This is a genomic window from Pseudoalteromonas sp. 1181_04 (genome assembly GCF_052850545.1).
In genome coordinates, this window is the sequence record NZ_VXCS01000002.1 from 1 (window position 1) to 13892 (window position 13892).

A 13892-nucleotide genomic window follows, 5' to 3' on the forward strand; every position below is an offset into this window, starting at 1 on the left:
ATGTCAGCTAATGCTTGAAGCATTTCACCTGCTTCATCGCTGTGAGGATCATTAATTCTTTCAGTTAAATCGCCTTTAGCCACGCGTCTTGCAACTGCAACAGCATAACGTAACGGGAGTGTTAAGCTGCGGCTGTAAAAGAAAGCAATAACACTAAGCAACACTAAAGTAATCACAATGCCACTAATAAGTGCCGCTTTTGAATTGAGGTATGTTTGCGTTGCTTCATCATTTATCTGATTAGCTTTAAGAATTTGATATTGAGATAATTTCTCTAATTCAGATATTAACAGCTCAGCAGCGGGCATAAATTTTTTACGTCGAAAAGTTAACGCTTCTTCTTCATTTTGTTGCTCATAAAGTCGAAACAACTTAGTAAATGTTGCTGTAAATTCATCATGCAAATTTATAACGTTATCGAGTTGTCTACGCGCCTCATCTGAACGAACTAAAGCTGCCATGCGTTTTTCTGCACTTTTATAGTCACGTTCTTCTTTGTCTAATTGTCGTTGTATATCATTTCGTTCTTGTTGAGTTTTAGTGTCAGAAATTTCAGTAATCAATAGCTGTGTATGCAGTGAATATCGTTCTAATTCAACCGCTGTTGTGAGTGCAGGAATTCGATGCAGGCTAATGACATCTGATATAGAGTTCAATTGTGATAATTGCATAATGGAAAATACCCCCAGAATCAGAGTAATCAAACCCAAAATCCCAAATGCCAAGGCTGAACGCATGCCTATTTTTATATTTCTGATCATTTTTTACCTATATAAATGTTTTTTATTTGTTGCAGTATTTAATAGCATGCTGCAATAACCGGGTGGATTTGTGTACTGATAACGATCAGTTCTAAATATCATTCAATGATACTTTTAAATGAGTGTGATCTAGTAATGTGGTTGTCATTGATCTATTTAAAACTCTTTAATTAGCCTAAAAAGTAACATTATACAAAAATACTTTTTTAATGCTTTGTAATTAGATTTTACGGGTTTTAGGCTCCATATAAAAATAATTAATATGAGTCGTAACAGCCATATTTAAGACATCTAAATTTGATTTTTATCAAAGTTAATTTTAATTGTACTATTATATAACCATGGTTTGACGTTGTTTCTGTACCTGAATTAAATATAATAATTAACTGAATAAGTTACTTTTCTAAATACATTACTGCTTACAATTTGATTGCAATTCATTACCTTTGTTAAATTAATAGTTTCTTTATTGGTTTTTATTTGATTTCTTTAACAGAATCACTGCTAAAGTAAGTTGCCCATCTATGCTATTGTTATTGCAAGAAAATTTTAGATAAGTTTCCTCAATATAAAACGGTGCATAGTATTGTGTCTGATGTGCATGTTTATTAGTGAAAATTGAACTTATAAGCTTGATTTATATGTGCAAGGTTTGCGGGGAGTTATGGAGGCAAGCCTGTAAAAAGCGGTTTTCTTAGATAAAAATTTTTTACCATTATTTACTAACAGGTTGCGTGGAGCGCATACTTTGTTTAGTAAAGTATTTATAAGATAGTTAGCCAACAATCTATAAATATTAATTTTTATGGTTTCTATATGACAATTAAAAACGAGGATGTTACAAGATGAAATTAGTTACGACTATATGTTTTACTTTGACGATGTTATCAGGCTGTATCGTTGTACCAACTAAGGACATGTCAGCAGTTAATAAATGTGAAATATCTTCTGACCGTAAGACATTGAAAATAATTAATGGCTTTGAGGATACCAATACCTACTATTCAATTAGTGGGATATTATTAGTCCCTATTACAGGCGTTGTATCTGGCGCCTATGTAGCAATAAATAATATATATCATCTTGGCGAAGAAAAAATTGTTTGTGGAGCTGCTAAAGAGAGCACATAGCAGAGGCTATAATGCAAAAAAGCTTGTTAAAGTGAGCCTGTAACAGGCTCTTCTTAACCGGTAATGTAAAACTTAAACCACTTGAATAATTTGATCTTGACTCAAACGTGATTTTGGAAGCTTAGCATTATAGTCGGTTTGTGTTTCGTGATAACCAATGACAAGTGCGACTTCACAAATATAACCATCTAACTCATCCGCAAAAAGTTCACTAATTAGCTCGCTATCTACGCCTTCCATTGGTGTTGAATCAATACCTAAGCGCGCAACAGCATGCATAGTATTACCAAGTGCAAGGTAAGTTTGTGTTTTGGTCCATGCGGCATTATTGCCAGATGCGTCAGTATTTAAGTCAACAAATGCGTATGCGCCAAAGGCTTGCTCGCGATTTTCTGCTGGCGTACGGCCATTGGCGATATCAGTGTCAATCACTTTTGCATAATCTTCTCTGGTGTATTTCGGGTTGTAAGCAAACAAAATAATGTGTGATGCAGTTTTAATATGCGGCTGATTAAATTGAAACTTGTTAGCGAAAGTATCATGCATACGTTGTTTTGCTTGCTCAGACTCAATAACAATGAATTTCCATGGCTGCGAATTAATTGATGACGGAGATAAACGCATGGCTTGATAGATCACAGCTAAATCTTCTGCCGATACACGTTTAGTTGCATCATATTTTTTTGCTGTGTAACGCGCTTCTAAGTCGGTAATAATCGGGTGTGTCATAATTGGTTCCTGTAGCGAATAGCTTTATTTAATCAAAGCCGTTGAATGAGGCAGATGATAGCGCTTGCATTACTTTTGATAAACAGCATAATTATTGAATCATTATCAAATATATTTAGATAATATGCAGATTGACGATTTAAAACTTATTTTGAAAGTCGCTGAATTTAAAAGTATTACCCTTGCAGCGGCAAAACTTGATATGCGTACAGCAACCGCCAGTGCTGCTATCAAACGGGTGGAATCAACATTAGGTGTAGACCTATTTGTGCGTACAACACGTCATCTAAGGCTTTCTGCCGCAGGGGAGCGCTATATCCCACAGTGTGAGCAAGCAATAGCGATACTTGAGCAAGCTCGGCAGAACCTAAAAGGCGAACATGATGAGATTGAAGGTGAGTTAAGGGTTGCATTATCTTCTGATCTTGGCCGTAATTTAGTTATCCCTTGGATTGATGAAATTATGGATAGTTACCCGAAGGTGAGCCTGCGCACACATATTAGTGATAGTAACGTGGATTTCTACCGAGATTCGGTGGATATAGCACTGCGTTATGGCTCGCCAACTGATGCCAATGTTTACGGGTTTAAAATTTGTAATATTCCACGTTTATTATGCGCCTCACCTGACTATATAAAACGTTATGGTGCGCCTATGTATCCAGATGATTTAGCACAGCATCCAGGGTTATTTTATCAACTGCAAGATATTATCAATAATGTTTGGGAATTTACCAATGGGCAAAAAAAATACAAAGTAAAAATGCAAGGCAAGCGTGCCTCAAATGATGGTGATTTAGTCAGGCGCTGGTGTGTTGCTGGCAAAGGGCTTGCCGTAAAATCGGCATTAGATATTGCTGATGATCTTCTTAACGATAGGGTAGTTACAGTGATGAATAATTACCAGCATACCTGTGGTGAGCTGTGGTTAATTTGTCCAAGCCGCCAATCAATAACGCCTGCAGTGCGTTTATTACGTGATATATGCAGAGAAAAAGCACGTACGATGATAAGCCAACTAATTGATAAAGGTATACTTGAACGTAGTGTTCTTGATGACTAATCACTTGAAATCATAAACTACTAACTCGCTTATGTTCGTAGCATAAGCGAGTTTAATGTTGCAGATTTTAAATAATATAACGCGACTTTTTAGAATTATTGTAGTTTTATAATTGCTTGCTTTGCGCTTTCACTGTCGGGGTTTAATTCAAGGGCGCGCTGGTAACTTTTTAATGCAAGTACGGGTTTATTAGCAGTTAAATACGCTTCACCCAGACTATCGTGAGTATTAGCAGAATCGGGGTATTTAGCAGCATTTAGTTCAAATACTGCGATTGCGGCATCGAGTTTTTTCATTGCTATTAATTCATAACCAAAGTAATTGATGCTTCTTTCTCGCAGCGGAACTTTTTGCTCATCCAATTGATTATATTTGCTTTTAAGCTGTGCAATACCGCCATTTTGCAAGGCATGATAAAGTTGGCTATCCACATTTTCAGTTGCACCGTCATAGGGCTTACCATAAAAAATATTGGTTAATCCTTTAGTCATAGGTGTCATTGGTGCACCGCCAGTGTTATTTAAAATTATCACCAGTAGCTGATCTTCAATAATACGGCTAATAAATGCATTAAACCCTTCGATACCACCGCCATGTTGTACTTGTGTCAATGGTTTACCATATTTATCAGCATCTAGCTGATTAACTTCCCAGCCAAGTGCGTAATTACGCTGTTCAGATACGGTGTACATTTGTTTTTTTAGTTCTTTATTTATTAGCTTATTTGTGTACAGCGCTTGATCCCACTTAACGAGATCGCGTGCGGTTGAGTATATTGACCCCGCAGCATAAGGGATCGACATATCTAGATAATCAGCATTAGTATAACCGTCTAAGTTATTGCTATAACCAGATGCACGTTGGTTGATTATTTTTGCATGCGAATCGTAACCGGTGTTATGCATATTGAGTGGTTTAAAAATATTTTCTTGCAGTACATCTTGGTAACGTTGTTGAGTGACTTTTTCAATCACAGCGCCCAAAATAAAGTAGCCTGAATTGCTATAGCGAAATTGCGTGCCAGGCTCAAACAATAAATCATCACTACACAGTAATTTTATAAATTCATCTACACTGTAAGGGTTGCGACTGTATTCACTTCTGAAGGTCTTCGTTTGAGTATAATTACTAAGTCCTGATGTATGATTAAGTATTTGCCTAATGGTGATTTTATTTCCTATATCTTGGCGATAGTCGGGTAGGTAAGTAGCAAGGGGAGCATCAAGCTGTATTTTATTCTGCTGCGCTAACTGTAAAATAAGCAACGCAGTGAATTGCTTGGTAATTGAGCCTATTCGAAATTTAGTCTCGGCAGTATTTTTGATGTCCCATTCAAAATTGGCGTAGCCATAACTTTTTTCAAAAATAACCTTACCTTGCTTGGCGACCAGTACGTTGCCATTGAATTGTTTGAAACCATGAAATTGTTCAATAAATGCATCCATTTCTTTCGCGTGTTCGCCTGCAATTGCAGTGTGTGAGAGCAGTAGTAGAGCTGTCATAAAAATAGTGTGGTAAAACATATTCGAGGTGAGTTTCATGAGCTTCCTTGGTTTTTTAGTTTGTTTTATGTACTACTTTTACCGTGGATAAAATACAAAGTAAATTATTATCGTGTTGATTTTATGTGAATAAATTATATTTCATTGTTATTATAAGCATAAAAAAGCCCGAACTGTATACAGCTCGGGCTAGTTGGTTGGGATATAAAATTTTATAAAGGTGAGCGGTTTATTATAGTATTCACTTTGCTATGAATTGATTCACCATCTACCAGCGCTTCTTTTCCACGCCATTTACGAATTAATCGTTTAGCATCTTCTAGTGCGACATATTGACATGGGATCAGGATCAGCGTGATCACCGTGGCAAATAAGACACCAAAGGCCAATGATACTGCCATTGGGATGACAATTTTAGCTTGTAAGCTGGTTTCCATAATGATTGGTAACACGCCAATAAAGGTAGTGATTGAGGTGAGCATAATCGCTCTAAAACGACGTGCACCAGCTTGCATTACTGCGTCTTTTATTGCTACGCCATCAGCACGTGCTTTATTAACAAAGTCCACCATTACTAATGAATCGTTCACAACAACACCGGCTACAGCAATGATCCCGAAAATTGATAAGCCACTCATTGTCATGCCTAAAATCATATGGCCAAACATGGCACCAATAACCCCAAATGGGATCACTGACATAATAATCAATGGTTGTGAGTATGAGCGTAGTGGGATTGCCAATAACGCGAAGATAATCATCATTGAAAGTGCAAAATCACGCACTTGCTCAGCAACGCTATCCATTTCTTCTTGAATACGTCCAGCAACACTACTTTGTACACCTGGGTAGTTTTTCAGTAGTGCCGGTAAGTACTCATCACGTATTTCTTCAGCAATGGCAAAAGGTTCAACTTGGTCGGTATCAACCGCAGCCCATACGTTAACAGTACGCTTTGAGTTTTCGCGGCGAATACGGTTTACACCATCAACCAGTTTTACATCGGCAATTTCAGCCAAAGGTACTTCTGCGCCACTAGGTGTAATGATACGAGCACTGGCGATATCGCTGATCGAGTTACGTGCTTCTTCAGGGTAGCGGATCATTACTTTCACTTCTTCGCCGTCACGTAGAATACGCTGTGCTTCAAGGCCGTAGTAACTAAAGCTGACTTGTGAGGCAACATCGGCAAGGGTTAAACCCATGCTGTACGCCAGTGGTTTTAAGTCAAGCTGTACTTCATCTGTAGCGCTTTGCATTGAGTCATTTACATCACCCACACCTTCCATGGTGTTGAGTTTTTCTTTAAGTTTTGCTGCTACTTCTTTTAGTTGTTTGGCATCCTTTCCTTCTAGGCGGAAGCTCACATCACCGTCGTCTCGACCACCATTCATAATACTGTCTTGAATGGTTAGTGTTTTCACGCCCGGTAAAGGAGGCATTTGTTCACGCCATAGTGCGCTCAATGCAAAGGTATCGATAGGGCGTAACTCAGGATCAATTAATACTGCCATAATACTGGCATCGGTACGTCCACGTAAGCTAACGGAAAGATCGCGTACCATAGCTGTGCCATATTGCTCTTTAAGTTGTTTATCAACATTGATAATAACTTGCTCTATTTTTTGCGCGGTTTCTAGGGTTGCTTGTTCAGACGATGCTAAGTTCATTTCGACTGAGATACGTGGAAAGTCATGAGGAATTTTAGGGTTCGCTACAAACTTCACTAAACCACCGGCAAACATCCCAGCACTGACAATTAATACACAAATAAAACCAATAATTACGGTATAACGATAATGAATACAATGGCCAATAAATGGCGTGTAATAGTTATCAACAAACCGTTTTAAACCGCCATCCATCACTTTACGGAGGCGATGTAATGGGTTTTTCGGATTTGGTTCTCGGTGTTTCATTGCTGCTATGTGGGCTGGTAAAATAAGTTTTGATTCAATCAGAGAGAAAATCAAACACAGGATAATAACCCCGCCAATGGCTTTTGAAAACGCAGCACCAGGGCCACTTGCTAAAGTTTGCGGTAAAAAAGCAGCGATGGTAGTTAAGACACCGAAGGTGGCAGGCATTGCGACGCGCTTAACACCACGTACTACGTTATCAAGAGAGTGGCCATGTTTTTCAATTTCAGCACTGGCTGATTCACCTACGACGATGGCGTCATCAACCACAATACCGAGCACTAATATAAAGGCAAATAGTGATGCTAAGTTGATGGTGACATCTAAAAAGCCCATCGGCATCATTAAAAACGCGCCAAGGAATGACACAGGTAAACCCATCATCACCCAAAATGCTAAGCGTAGGGGTAAAAATAGCGCAAGTACCACCATAACCAATAGACCACCCCACACCATGTTGTCGATCATCATGTCTAATCGACCCTCTAGGTAGTAGGTTAAATCGACAATCGGCGTGAGTTTAACACCCGCTGGAAGTTGACCTGCTTTATCATTAAGGTATTGCTTAAGAACTTTTGCAACTTTGGTAATATCTTGATCTTTTGAGGCATTTACTTCAAACGACAAGGAATTTTTACCATTGTATTTAGAGTATTGTAAGCCTTCTGCAAAGCCATCGTTAATGGTTGCTACATCGCCTAAATACACTTGTGCACCATCTGGTAGTAATATCAATGGCAGTTTGGCAAATTCATCCCCTCGGTAAGCTTGTTTTTCAACCCGCATCGAAATATAGCCGTTTTCAGAGCGAATCTGACCTGCAGACATATTGGCTGAAAAAGCACGCACTGCATTCGCAATGTCTCTAAAAGTTAAACCATACTCACGAAGTTTATCAGGGCTAACTTCAATACCAATTTCATAATCAAGGCCACCATTAAATTCAACTAAGTTAATTTGTGGCAGTGCTTGCAGTTCGTCTTTGATATTGTTGCCAAGTTCTTTGAGCTGATAATTGCTCATGTCACCGTATAAGGCGAGGATCATTACTTCTTGCTCAAACTTATCATGGCGCACAATAGGACGCTCCATGTCTGCAGGGAAGGTGTTGATTGCATCAACCTGCATTTTTACTTCATCGAGCACTTCTTTAGTATCATATTTTTCTTCAATTTCGATCCACGCTTGAGAATAACCGCGGTTTGAATAAGTAATCTTCCGTTTAATACCCTCTAGGCCTTCGAGAGCTTCTTCTACCTTGATGGTGATGCCTTCTTCTACTTCTTGTGGGGCAGCACCTGGGTAGACAGCTTGGACGCTGATCCAGTTATTTTCAAATTGTGGGAACATTTGTTTGCGAATAGAAAACGCGGTTAAAATACCACCCACTAAAATAAAAATCATTAATAGGTTTGCTGCAACAGGGTTGCGAGCAAACCAGGCAATTAAGCCTTTTTCGCTATGGATGGTCATGCTCTATTCCTCTTTCAGTGCAAGTTGAGTTGCAGCTGCAGGTTTATCAGAGTCATTTAGCTTTACTTGCATGCCTTCAGTTGGGAAATCTAAAGCCGAGGTGATCAATTGCTCACCATCATTTAAGCCTTGTGAAGCGATGACCATGCCATTTTGCTCTCTAATAATATTAAGAGGTTTGAACGAAAGGGTTAAATCATCATTCATTACCACTATTTTACCGTTTTTCACTAAGTGATGAGGAACGATAATCGCATTATCAAGCTCGCGGCCAGAAATGGTCGCATTGATATAAGAGCCAAAGCGCAGCGGTTGCTCACTGTCATAAGGTGTATTTACTTGCGCCACTAAATAGCTCATACGACTTTTTTGATCAATAACACCTTCGCTGCGGACAATTTTTGCCTGCCAAGTAGTTGGCTTACCAGCATAGTCTGCACTGAGTGTTACATTCGCGCCGATACCGCTATCGATTAGGTATTGTAATTCTTTATCTGCCACAGGAAGGCGAATTTCAGCCACTAAGGTTGAACTGAGAGCGCCAAATTGGCTTCCAGGATTAACTACGCTGCCTAAACTAATTGCACGTTCAGAAATAATCGCATCATAAGGCGCTTTTATGTATGTGCGCTCTAAATTACGTTTTGCACGTTTTTCAGACGCCTGTGCTGCACGGTAACGCGCTAGTTTTTCGGCTAATTGTGGTTTGCGTAAATATAATTGAGATGGGATCATTTGATTTGAATCGTCTTTTATTCGATCCCACTCTGCCTGTGCTACATGAGCTTGCGCTCGTTCAATTTCTAGATCAGAGCTGGCTTGCGCCATGCCTGCTTGGGCTTCAATTAACGCTGCTTCATAATCATTTGGATCTATTCGTGCTAGAATATCGCCTTGTTTGACAAATCCACCTTGCACAAATTGCTCAGAGACAAATACCACTTGACCGCTTACTTGCGCAACCAGTGGGGTGTGATCTTTTGCTTTTACTACACCATAGGATTTTACGTCTAGCGTAATTGCATCAAGGTGAACTGCGCTAACTGATACCAGAGGGCGTGTATCTTGTGCTGGCTTTTCTTCTGGCGGTTGTTTCATTGCTGAAAACGCAACAGCAAGACCTACACCGGCGACTAATACGGCAATAGGTAGAATTATTTGTTTTTTAGTAGCCACTGGGCTTTCCTCATAATTAGGTGACACAGCAATTATAATGAATAAAGTGTTTACAAGGCGTATTAAGATGTAACAAGTCATTACACAATTAACAAATTAGCGAAATAGATTACAAAAGGGGCAAAGATGAATACATCACCAATGGCGTGTCGACTCGGGTGTGGGGCTTGTTGTATCGCACCAAGTATTAGCTCACCAATTCCGGGGATGCCTAATGGCAAAAAAGCAGGAGAGCGCTGTATTCAGTTAGATAACAACAATTTATGTAAGTTATTTGGTGATGAAAGGCGGCCAAAAGTATGCAGTGATTTTAGTGCGACGATTGATGTGTGTGGAACAACGAATGCGCAAGCGCTGCAATTAATTACCGAGCTTGAACAAATGACATAAAAAAACCGCATCTTAAAAATGCGGTTTTTATACATATTTTTTATTTACCAGCTATAAGTTGCAGTTAGTGTGTATTGCTCACCGCGCCCAGGTGTGCCTGGAATTTCCTCAAACGATTCATCCCAAAGGTTATCTGCTGCTAAAGTAATAAAGAAGTTTTGCAGTATCGGTGGCGTTACTTTTAACGTCAGCTGAGTAAACAAGGCTTCATCATCAGAGCGTCGCAGGGCATTTTTATGCTGTTTACGCCATTCATTATCAATCCGAAACTCTAATATATCCGTAGGGCTCCATACAGCACCAAGAGTTAAACGGTGATCAGGGAAGTTTAAGGCATAAAAGCTTGCATCGACATCTGGCGAGCCATAGGTTTCTGATTTATGGAGGTAGGTGTAACTGGCTATAATTTCAGTATTTTCAAATTGCTTAGTGGCTAAAAATTCAAGGCCAGCGGTATCAATATCAACTGGTTCGGCAAAACGCGCTGAGGTTGAATCAAAGCTAAATGTCCAGTCAGTTAAGTTATTATCTTGGCGGTAAAAAATAGCCGAATTAAGCTGCCAACTTTGTTGTTCTAGTAATAAACCCAGTTCTAAGTTTTTGGTGGTTTCACGCTCAAGGTTATAATTACTTCTAAACAATCCACCAGAGTCATTGCCACCAATAGCAGTATAACCTGCAACTTGACTGGCCTCAGCGTAGGATAAATAAAATGTCCGCTCAGTGGCGTTACTATTAATTGTATTGAATGTGATATCACCTATCAGCGATAATTGTGAGTCATCGCGGTTGGTATCATCGAAGGCTGCGCCTAAACGCACTGTTAGCTGCTGATTGTTCTCAAGAGCCACAGTGTATTCTGGCAATACACTGATTTTATAATAGTTACGCGAAGTAAAGTTATTCTCAAGCGTGGTTGATTCAATGGAATCTTCAATAAATTGTGCTGAGTAGTTTAGTGAGAACACATCGTTTTGAGCATGTCGCCCGGAGATGGCGAATGATTTAACTTCTGTTTCGTGAAAAGCTTCAAACGCGCTTGGGTTTTCACGAGAGTAAATATAATGGTCGTTATTTTTTCGATAATAAGCCGATACTTCAAACTCACTGTTTGTTGCATAACTTTGTTTATGGTTAAGCATTAACAGTTGCGTTTCTAAGTCTTCTGTTTCATTCACGCCAAATGGGGTATAGAGGTTCGGCCAGCCAAAAAATTTCTCTTGTGAGCCAAAAAAAAAATCAGTTTGTGAATCTGCACTCGTTAATTGCACACGAGCAGTAGCGCGATTAAAATCATGATCGCCAAAATCAATTGAGCCATCGCTTTGTGAATGAGAATATTCCCCTTCAAAACCTAGGCGCCAATCGGCGATTGTATCTAAAGGGATACTTTTACCAGCATGAACACTCTGTAAATTAAAGTCGTTAGTGCCTACACCTACAGATACACTGCCACCAGTGGTAATTGGCTTCCAACCAAACGACACAGTACCTACTGAGCTATTTACACCGTAAAGTGCATTATCAGCACCGGTCAATACACTTGCGCCAGTGAGCATTTGTGGTGCAATAGGAATTTCTGCAAAATAATGGCCTGATTGCGGATCGAGTAAAGTAGCACTGCCGACTCTAAAACCGGTGTTTTCAAAGATACCGCCACGAATAGTAACATCAGCTTGTGCTTCTGCCATGTTACGCGATTGCAAATCAACACGAGGGTCATACTCTAAATTTGATATAGGTGAGTCAAAGGTACCTACTGGTAACGTATTTGCTGTAGGGGATGCCTCGATTGTTATTTGCTCAATGGTTGTCGATTCTTCAGAGTCATCTGCCGCATAAGCAACATTTGATATGCTGGCAAGTACTGCGGGTATAATAAGGTGCGAGGTACGGTTCATGTTGTTTTTCTCATATTCTTTATGTGCGATTGCGCTATAAATTAAAGTCGTAACACTTTTTTATAGCGTGATAAAATAGCAAAATTAAACAGTCACGATTTTTGGCGCTATTGTACATTAATTCGAAAAAACTGCATTTGATAATCATTCTTAAAATGAAAGCATTACACTGTCTTTGCTTGTTAAATATATTAGGTCCCTCTATGAATGAAAAACAACCAGCTAACTTTTATGCTCGCCAGCAAACTATTTATTTTGCGGGAGGGTGTTTGTGGGGCGTGCAAGAGTTTATGAAGCACTTACCCGGAGTAGTTATTACAGAAGCAGGGCGGGCTAATGGTACAAGTGATAATACACAAAGTGAGTACGATGGTTATGCAGAGTGTGTCAAAGTCATTTTTGATACTGATGCTGTCACGGTTAATAAACTAATTGATTATTTCTTTGAAATTATTGACCCATACAGTATTAATAAGCAAGGTGATGATGTGGGTGAAAAATACCGCACGGCTATTTATAGTGAAGAGCAAAGTCACTTAACGTTAGCAAGCGATTATATCAGCCAACGAGATGATGCCGACAAAATAGCTGTACAGGTTAAACCGCTAACAAATTATGTCCCCAGTGATGCTGAGCACCAAGACCGACTAACTAATCATCCAGATGATTACTGCCATATACCGCTAGATTTACTGCATAAATATAAGGCGGATTAGCATTTACTAATTTAATAAACCTGCATAGTTTAACTTTCATAAAAAATGCTATGTATAATTAATTATAAGAAGGACTTATGAATCTAGTAGAAATGTTGAAAGATCATTCTAGTGTAGTTGGCCAAGGCCAAGGCCAAGGCCAAGCAAGAAAAAAAGTTTATGATCTAGAAGCAAGATTAAATATTGATTTACCAAAAGATTTTTTTGATTACCTGGTAAACTTAAATTATGCAGAAATATTTGATGAGCCTATTTATGGGATTAACCCTGAGATAAAACGTTTAGATATTTACGAACAAAATAAGCACACTGAACATTTTAGATATGGGTTTCTTATGGTCTTTTCAAACGATATAGATGGTACTATTTATATTAGACCCGATACAAGCAATGTATACAATGCTAGCTTTACTAGTCCTATAGCCAATTCGTTCACAGAATTTGTGGCGAATGTGCTAAAAGAGGCATAAGACTTACAAAAAAGCTCACTAAATAGTGAGCTTTTTTGAATGCTAATTTAAAGTGTTATTTTAGTTTTTCTGGTGGAAAACCACTTAAAATTGTTGCAACGGCTTCTTGCACTGCTTTGTTACGCTCTTCAGGTGTTTGTTTCTTCTGAAGGCGACCTTCACGAGCACCACGCCAAACAAGCTGGTTAGAGGCACGGTCAACAACATCAATCACTAAAGTGCCCACATCATATTCATGGGTTGTTGTTTGCGTGTTATAACCCATGCCCCAGTAGTTCCAACGTGCACCGTAACCTACATTAAATGTATCAACGTCAACTTTAGTATCAACAGAGGCATGATAGTTAATTAACACATCTGCTGATGCTTCATCGGCAGGTGTCATACCGTTTGCTTGTAATTGTGCATTTACCGCTTCACGCACACGTTTTTCCATCAATGGGCTGATTTGATAGTTACCAGCGTCAGCCAAGGTTGCTTGTGGAAACCAAGCAAACGTTTTGTAGTTACCAAAGTCCACAGATTTGTCGTAGTCAATATCAGGCGTTTTTGCACACGCTGCTAGTAGTAATACAGCAGCTGCAATTAGTATATTTTTCATGGAGTTTGCTCCTTGGCAAATTTAATTACTATTCGTTTGATAACATAACATAGAATTAATT

General features: G+C 39.0%; 12 protein-coding genes. 5 read left to right on the forward strand and 7 right to left on the reverse strand.

What is annotated here, in order from left to right; genetic code table 11:
• Positions 1-761: MCP four helix bundle domain-containing protein (locus tag FW757_RS01405; RefSeq protein WP_446440792.1), on the reverse strand; the 761-nt coding region annotated here is incomplete at its 3' end.
• 845 nt (positions 762-1606) lie between these two features.
• Here FW757_RS01405 and FW757_RS01410 point away from each other — a divergent pair.
• Entirely contained in the window at positions 1607-1891 is a 285-nt protein-coding gene (locus tag FW757_RS01410) for a hypothetical protein (protein ID WP_145242251.1), read from the forward strand.
• 72 nt (positions 1892-1963) lie between these two features.
• Here the strand turns inward: FW757_RS01410 and FW757_RS01415 are convergent, their stop codons facing one another.
• Positions 1964-2620: a nitroreductase family protein gene (locus FW757_RS01415; RefSeq protein WP_182719128.1), complete on the reverse strand. Its 657-nt coding sequence runs from the start codon at positions 2618-2620 to the stop codon at positions 1964-1966.
• 124 nt (positions 2621-2744) lie between these two features.
• On the opposite strand from FW757_RS01415, the gene FW757_RS01420 reads away from it, so the two are divergent.
• Entirely contained in the window at positions 2745-3683 is a 939-nt protein-coding gene (locus FW757_RS01420) for a LysR family transcriptional regulator (protein WP_182831087.1), read from the forward strand.
• Between the two features lie 95 nt (positions 3684-3778).
• Here the strand turns inward: FW757_RS01420 and FW757_RS01425 are convergent, their stop codons facing one another.
• The 3 genes from FW757_RS01425 to FW757_RS01435 all read right to left on the reverse strand — a co-directional run bounded on the left by FW757_RS01425 (position 3779) and on the right by FW757_RS01435 (position 9753).
• Positions 3779-5224: a serine hydrolase domain-containing protein gene (locus tag FW757_RS01425; RefSeq protein ID WP_182731964.1), complete on the reverse strand. Its 1446-nt coding sequence runs from the start codon at positions 5222-5224 to the stop codon at positions 3779-3781.
• A 173-nt stretch (positions 5225-5397) separates the two neighbouring features.
• Complete coding sequence (locus FW757_RS01430) at positions 5398-8577, reverse strand: efflux RND transporter permease subunit (RefSeq protein WP_149982707.1); 3180 nt, start codon at positions 8575-8577, stop codon at positions 5398-5400.
• A gap of 3 nt (positions 8578-8580) precedes the next feature.
• Positions 8581-9753 carry an efflux RND transporter periplasmic adaptor subunit gene (locus FW757_RS01435; RefSeq protein ID WP_182762336.1) on the reverse strand — a complete coding sequence of 391 codons (1173 nt, stop codon included), beginning with the start codon at positions 9751-9753 and terminating at the stop codon, positions 8581-8583.
• Between the two features lie 126 nt (positions 9754-9879).
• Here FW757_RS01435 and FW757_RS01440 point away from each other — a divergent pair, with 126 nt between their 5' ends.
• Positions 9880-10143 (forward strand): YkgJ family cysteine cluster protein, encoded by a 264-nt coding sequence (locus FW757_RS01440; RefSeq protein WP_145242261.1) that lies wholly within the window; start codon positions 9880-9882, stop codon positions 10141-10143.
• A gap of 44 nt (positions 10144-10187) precedes the next feature.
• On the opposite strand, the gene FW757_RS01445 is transcribed toward FW757_RS01440, so the two are convergent.
• Positions 10188-12044: a TonB-dependent receptor plug domain-containing protein gene (locus tag FW757_RS01445; protein ID WP_446440793.1), complete on the reverse strand. Its 1857-nt coding sequence runs from the start codon at positions 12042-12044 to the stop codon at positions 10188-10190.
• Positions 12045-12247: 203 nt separating this feature from the next.
• Here FW757_RS01445 and FW757_RS01450 point away from each other — a divergent pair, with 203 nt between their 5' ends.
• Both FW757_RS01450 and FW757_RS01455 read left to right on the forward strand, forming a co-directional pair.
• Entirely contained in the window at positions 12248-12760 is a 513-nt protein-coding gene (locus FW757_RS01450) for a peptide-methionine (S)-S-oxide reductase (protein WP_182740673.1), read from the forward strand.
• A gap of 77 nt (positions 12761-12837) precedes the next feature.
• Positions 12838-13230: an SMI1/KNR4 family protein gene (locus tag FW757_RS01455; RefSeq protein ID WP_446440794.1), complete on the forward strand. Its 393-nt coding sequence runs from the start codon at positions 12838-12840 to the stop codon at positions 13228-13230.
• A 55-nt stretch (positions 13231-13285) separates the two neighbouring features.
• Here FW757_RS01455 and FW757_RS01460 read toward each other — a convergent pair whose 3' ends face one another.
• Positions 13286-13831, reverse strand: coding sequence for a DUF4136 domain-containing protein (locus tag FW757_RS01460; protein ID WP_145242267.1), 546 nt, complete (start codon positions 13829-13831; stop codon positions 13286-13288).
• Positions 13832-13892 lie beyond the last annotated feature (61 nt).

Excerpts from the sequence above, each read along its gene's own strand:
- FW757_RS01410 (WP_145242251.1), top strand. The coding sequence starts at position 1,607 with ATGAAATTAGTTACGACTATATGTTTTACTTTGACGATGTTATCAGGC.
- FW757_RS01415 (WP_182719128.1), bottom strand. The coding sequence starts at position 2,620 with ATGACACACCCGATTATTACCGACTTAGAAGCGCGTTACACAGCAAAA.
- FW757_RS01420 (WP_182831087.1), top strand. The coding sequence starts at position 2,745 with ATGCAGATTGACGATTTAAAACTTATTTTGAAAGTCGCTGAATTTAAA.
- FW757_RS01425 (WP_182731964.1), bottom strand. The coding sequence starts at position 5,224 with ATGAAACTCACCTCGAATATGTTTTACCACACTATTTTTATGACAGCT.
- FW757_RS01430 (WP_149982707.1), bottom strand. The coding sequence starts at position 8,577 with ATGACCATCCATAGCGAAAAAGGCTTAATTGCCTGGTTTGCTCGCAAC.
- FW757_RS01440 (WP_145242261.1), top strand. The coding sequence starts at position 9,880 with ATGAATACATCACCAATGGCGTGTCGACTCGGGTGTGGGGCTTGTTGT.
- FW757_RS01445 (WP_446440793.1), bottom strand. The coding sequence starts at position 12,044 with ATGAACCGTACCTCGCACCTTATTATACCCGCAGTACTTGCCAGCATA.
- FW757_RS01450 (WP_182740673.1), top strand. The coding sequence starts at position 12,248 with ATGAATGAAAAACAACCAGCTAACTTTTATGCTCGCCAGCAAACTATT.
- FW757_RS01455 (WP_446440794.1), top strand. The coding sequence starts at position 12,838 with ATGAATCTAGTAGAAATGTTGAAAGATCATTCTAGTGTAGTTGGCCAA.
- FW757_RS01460 (WP_145242267.1), bottom strand. The coding sequence starts at position 13,831 with ATGAAAAATATACTAATTGCAGCTGCTGTATTACTACTAGCAGCGTGT.